The organism is Anaerolineales bacterium (assembly GCA_022866145.1).
Classification (GTDB): Bacteria; Chloroflexota; Anaerolineae; order Anaerolineales; family E44-bin32; genus PFL42.
The window spans coordinates 1-4,709 of record JALHUE010000223.1 but is presented as its reverse complement, the minus strand read 5'-3'; the positions used below and the strand labels follow the sequence as shown (position 1 = coordinate 4,709).

Sequence of the window (4,709 nt, the reverse complement as noted above, 5' to 3'; positions counted from 1 at the left end):
GGGGCCTGCACGGCCGGCGTGGACGATGAGACAGTGAGCGCCGATTGCGTTCCCGGAGGGGGTGTCAAGATCTCGGGTGAGGGCCGCGCGTCTGCAGTTGGGGTGGAGACATCGAGCACGACAGGCGCTCTCCCGGTTGGCATTCCGTCGGCCCCGAGGTGTAGCCACCGTGCGGCGGTTTGGCAAGAGAGCGTTGATCCAACAACCGCGAGGGCGAACAGCAGGTCAAGCGCACGCGTCCTGGCCAAGACACCACCTCCGTCGTTCGTGCTTCCGCGCATATCATACCCGCTCAGCCCCTCCAGAATCCCGTCTGTGGCCCTCGAACACTTCCCGACCGACTGCTCCGACGGTCGTGCCCTCGACCCAATCTAGATAGAGGCCCCAGCTTCGAGCCGACAAACCGCAGGCGCCGTCGCGACTTCCGCCCACGTGATCCGGTATACCCCACAGACCCTCGACGGGCTCCCATGCCCTCGGGACTCAAGGAGCCAACCATGGCCGATGTCTCGGCGATTTTCGGAATCTTGCTCGTGCTGGCGATTGTCTTCCCCGGCCTGATGTTCACCGTCTGGCTGCTGTTCCCTGACAAGGTCGCCCAGGAAGAGGTGCTACTGCGCGTGGGGCGACGGGAGCGCGGCGTGAGCAGCACAGCCAGAAGTTCCTGACGGCCGTACGCCCTGCCGGTGGTTTACGTCTTGTCAAGTGGTGTAATTTGCGTGCTTCCACAACTTCCTTGAGTCGCGGTCTTCCCTTCAGTGAACAGGTGCCAAGTGGAAGGCCACCGGCTCGGCGACGAGCAGTGGCTGTGGGCCAATCACCTTGGCCATCGCTTCCAGGCTGAAGTAGCGTCTCCCGACTTGCCACTCATCGGAAGTCTCAAGCAAGACGGCACCAACCAGGCGGGTGACCGAGCCGCCGTCGGGAAACACCCCCACCACATTCGTCCGTCGCTTGACCTCCTTGTTGAGGCGTTCCAGCGGGTTGGTCGAGTAGATCCGGGTCCACAGCTCCGCGGGAAAGGCCATGTAGGCCAAGATGTCGTTTTCAGCTTCAGCCAGGAGCTCGGCCGCCTTCGGCCAGCGGCGCTGCACACCTGCACTTGCCGCAGGTGCAAGTGTGGCCTGCACCACTTCCGCCAGTTGAACGCCGGCTGCTTGCCGATCGGGCTGGGCGAAGATGGTTCGCAGGGCGGCGGCCACGATTGACTTGTCCCCCCGGGAGACGTGCGCCAACAGGTTCCGCACACCTGCACTGCAGCGCACGCAGTGCGGTGCAAGTGTAAAGTGCACCCGGCAGCGCTGCCAGCTGGCCCCGATCAGCACCTTCCCCAGAGCGGCCTTCAGGCCTTCATGGGCGTCGCTGGTGACCAGTTGCACCCCGGTTGAGCCCCCGGCGTACCAGGCTGCGCAGGAAATCCAGCCAGAATGCCTCCTCCTCACTGGCTCCCAGGGCAAAACCCAGCACTTCCCGTTCTCCGGTCTCGCGAACGCCCGTGGCGATCACCAGCGCCTGGCTGACGATGCGGTGGTTGTCCCGCACCTTCAGGTAGAGCGCATCCAGCCAGACGAAAGGGTATTGGCCCTCCAGCGGCCGGCTACGGAACCGTTCGAGACCTCATCCAGATCCTTGCAGATCCGGGACACCCGACTCTCCCTGGCACCGCCCCCCAGGGCAGGTGTATCGATCCCGGTCAGCCCCAAGGCTTGCAGCAGGTCGTCCACCCGGCGTGTGCTCACCCCTTCGACGTAGGCTTGCTGCACCACAGCCAGGAGCGCCTTCTCCGCTCGCCGGCGGGGCTCCAACAGGCTCGGGAAGTAGCTCCCGTCGCGCACTTTCGGGATACGCAGCGGGATCTCTCCCACCCGGGTCTCCCACACCCGGTCTCGGTGCCCATTGCGGTAGGTCCTGCGCTCCGGCGTGCGCTCATAGTGGCCGGCCCCGATCTGCTTGGCGGCCTCCAGTTCCAGCACGGTCTGGGTCAGTCGCTGCAGCGCCTCCTGCAGGAAACCCTCGTCGGGTTCGAAGCCCATGTTGCGAAGGTAGTCCATCAGTGCGATAGTCGGGTCGGCCATCGTGTCCTCCTTGTTTGGTTTGGCGATCACTCAAGGAAGCACACGATAGCCTTTTCTACAAGCCGTATTTACACCACTTCATGAGACGTTATCCATCCGTCGGTAAGAGCGACGCGCCGGAGCAGTGGCCGAGGAGTGACCACGGTCGGGAGTTGCGCCAGCTTCGGAGTGCACTGAAGGAGCCGAGCCGGAAACCCGCCGCTCGATGGCAAGTCACTTGGTCGCGACGCATCCCACGGTGGTGGCCGGAATCGGGCAGGGCATCAGCGCGAGAACAGGTTGACCAGCAGCGAGTATAGTGCGGGGTTGGCATCATCGAACCTCGAGAAGTCACCATTGAGAGCCAGCACGAAGCCGATGGCCGCGGAGAGGGCAATGAGGGAGGCGATCAGAAGGGTAACCGCAATTCGCCGTCCGGGCAGGAGGCGGCTAGCTTTGTGGAGCGTAAAGGCACCCAGCGCAGAGAGAACGGCAAATGCCGGGGTTACTTCCATGAGAAATCTCGTCGCTGAAACCCGGTAGAGCAGAACGGGCCCGGCTAAAGCCAGCCCCGACACGGAGAGCGCCAATGCCAGCTCGCGTAGGGTCATCGAGTCAGCCGATCTGCCGCGGGCGTCAAGTGCATTCTGTCCCCTGCTCGACGGGCAGGAGAAGGCGTCCATGAGCAGCAATCCGCCGAGCAGCAGCGCAGGTGTCACGAAGGTCAATCCGACTGCATTTTGGACGCTGTACTCTAGGGGGACACTGAACCTCGACAGAAAGGCGGAGAAGGGCGGATAGGCCCCCCACCAGGGACGCAAGAAAGGGAATTCGGGGATAAGCCTGATCGGTGCGGCGAGGTAGTGGAGGAGATTCGGGATCAAGTAGCGGGGATTGAAGACCAGACCCCGGCGCATGGCCTCCACCTGATCATATGGCATCATCTGGTAACGAAATCCGGTCTCGAGTAGATCACCAAATCGGGCGAAGTTGTATACCCCGAGAATGACACACCCGATAGCGAGTGGCATAAGCAGACCAGCCATCGGCCGGAGTTCCTTCTTCACTTTCCCACTCCCGAACTGAGCCCTCATCCTCATGGTGATCGCCATCAGCACGAGCGGCAACACCGCGACAAGCAGGGTCAGACGGCAGCCGATTGCCAGCGCCCAGAACGTCCCGCACGCCAAGTAGCGCCAGGTCGTCGGTTGCGGTGCGTTTAGCGCTGTGAGCATGAAGTACAGGCCGCCAATGAAGAAGGCTTGGCCGGATGAGATGGCAGCGGTGTATAGGCTCGGGCTGTTCAGCGTCCAGAGAGCCGGGTGAGCGGTCGCTACAAGCACAAGGCCACCGAGGACAAGCCAAAGAGGCATGCCGGGGAAGTACTCTCGCTGTAGATGGAGGACAGCCAACGCAGAGAAGCAGAACACTGCACTCACGGAGAGAAGCACGATCAGGTCATCACTGATCGGGGTGCCGCCGATCAGGAGCCAGAGGGAGCTAAGGGCAGCCGGTGTCGGACCCCAGTACATGTAGTAGCGGCCGTCGAAGTACGAAAGATCTCCGAGGACTTCAATTCCTCCACGGGCCTCGGGATCGTAGGGATTGTCAAGCTCGGCGAGGGCAGGGGAAGGCTGCGTCAAGAGCGCAACCTCGCCGCGCGCAAAGGCCTCCGCCAGTCCGTGGTAGCGATAGCTCGATCCTGGCCAGCTCTGCCAGCGCCATACAGTGACCTGTCCGAGGTAGGTGAACAAGATCAGCACGAAAAGCGGAACAAGCAGACCAAGTCGGAGGGCCGAATGCCGGATGACGTCGATCGGCTCCGAAGTCTCTTCTGGAGGGATTCCCAAGACGCGCTGCCCAAGGCTCCGTTCTGTCAGGCGCCGGTCGAAGCTGGCCAGCAGGCGGTCTACCGCGGCCATGCCGAGGATGACCAGCCCCGCCCCAAGCGCCATTATCCTGACCTCCCCCCACTTCAGATCTGAGTCAAGCCCGAAGGAGCCGCCAGCACTAGCCACAAGTATCACCACCGCGGCCGCGCCCAAAATCAGCCAATAGGGCAGACGGCAAAACACCGACCGCAGCCAGGACATCAGACTGCCAGCCTTTCAGCGGCAAGCCTCAATATATGGAAACCTTGCGCCATGAGTTTTCCGAGAAACACGTCGGGCCTCGCCGAGGCGGAGTCCTCAAGGCCGGTCCTGTCTGAGTGCCGTTCGGATGCAGAAGTACACTGCCTCAAATGTGCACAACCGGTCTGCTTTCTCATGAGGCAGCTGTCCCCATAATTGCCCCTTCTTGCGCAACTACCCTGTAAATTGCTCCAATGGTGATTGAGAGAGGTCCGAGTTGGGAGTGTATCGTGTCAGCAAGGGACGGTCAAATTGGGGCCCAGAGTCAGTACACTCTTCTGCGGCCCCGTCAGTCAGCCCGACAAGACACCGGGACGGCCGGCGGCCGGATCGAGTGTCGCCGTGGGGCGCGGCGCCTCGGGCAGCCAGCGGGAGGCGGTCTGGCAGGCGATGGTTGACATGCCAACAGCCAGGATGACCAGCAACACGTGGAAATGCCTGCTGCACACGAGTGCTCCTCCATCTCAGACCCGCACGCCGATATCATACCTGGCTTGATTCAACCCAGCACCAAGCACCGACT

3 protein-coding genes and 1 pseudogene are annotated in these 4,709 nt (G+C 62.4%); 1 reads left to right on the top strand and 3 read right to left on the bottom strand.

Going from position 1 to position 4,709, the window contains the following annotated elements; genetic code table 11:
• Positions 1-497 precede the first annotated feature (497 nt).
• Positions 498-668, top strand: coding sequence for a hypothetical protein (locus MUO23_07130; protein ID MCJ7512729.1), 171 nt, complete (start codon positions 498-500; stop codon positions 666-668).
• Positions 669-755: 87 nt separating this feature from the next.
• Here MUO23_07130 and MUO23_07125 read toward each other — a convergent pair.
• From MUO23_07125 to MUO23_07115, 3 genes and pseudogenes are all read right to left on the bottom strand, one after another.
• A pseudogene (locus MUO23_07125) lies at positions 756-2,075 on the bottom strand (IS256 family transposase).
• A gap of 263 nt (positions 2,076-2,338) precedes the next feature.
• Positions 2,339-4,009: a hypothetical protein gene (locus MUO23_07120; GenBank protein MCJ7512728.1), complete on the bottom strand. Its 1,671-nt coding sequence runs from the start codon at positions 4,007-4,009 to the stop codon at positions 2,339-2,341.
• A 470-nt stretch (positions 4,010-4,479) separates the two neighbouring features.
• Positions 4,480-4,635, bottom strand: a complete 156-nt coding sequence (locus MUO23_07115; GenBank protein MCJ7512727.1) for a hypothetical protein — start codon at positions 4,633-4,635, stop codon at positions 4,480-4,482.
• Between the last annotated feature and the right edge of the window lie 74 nt (positions 4,636-4,709).

Bases quoted from the DNA above. Each gene is read 5' to 3' on its own strand.
- MUO23_07130 (MCJ7512729.1), top strand. From the start codon at position 498: ATGGCCGATGTCTCGGCGATTTTCGGAATCTTGCTCGTGCTGGCGATT.
- MUO23_07120 (MCJ7512728.1), bottom strand. From the start codon at position 4,009: ATGGCGCTTGGGGCGGGGCTGGTCATCCTCGGCATGGCCGCGGTAGAC.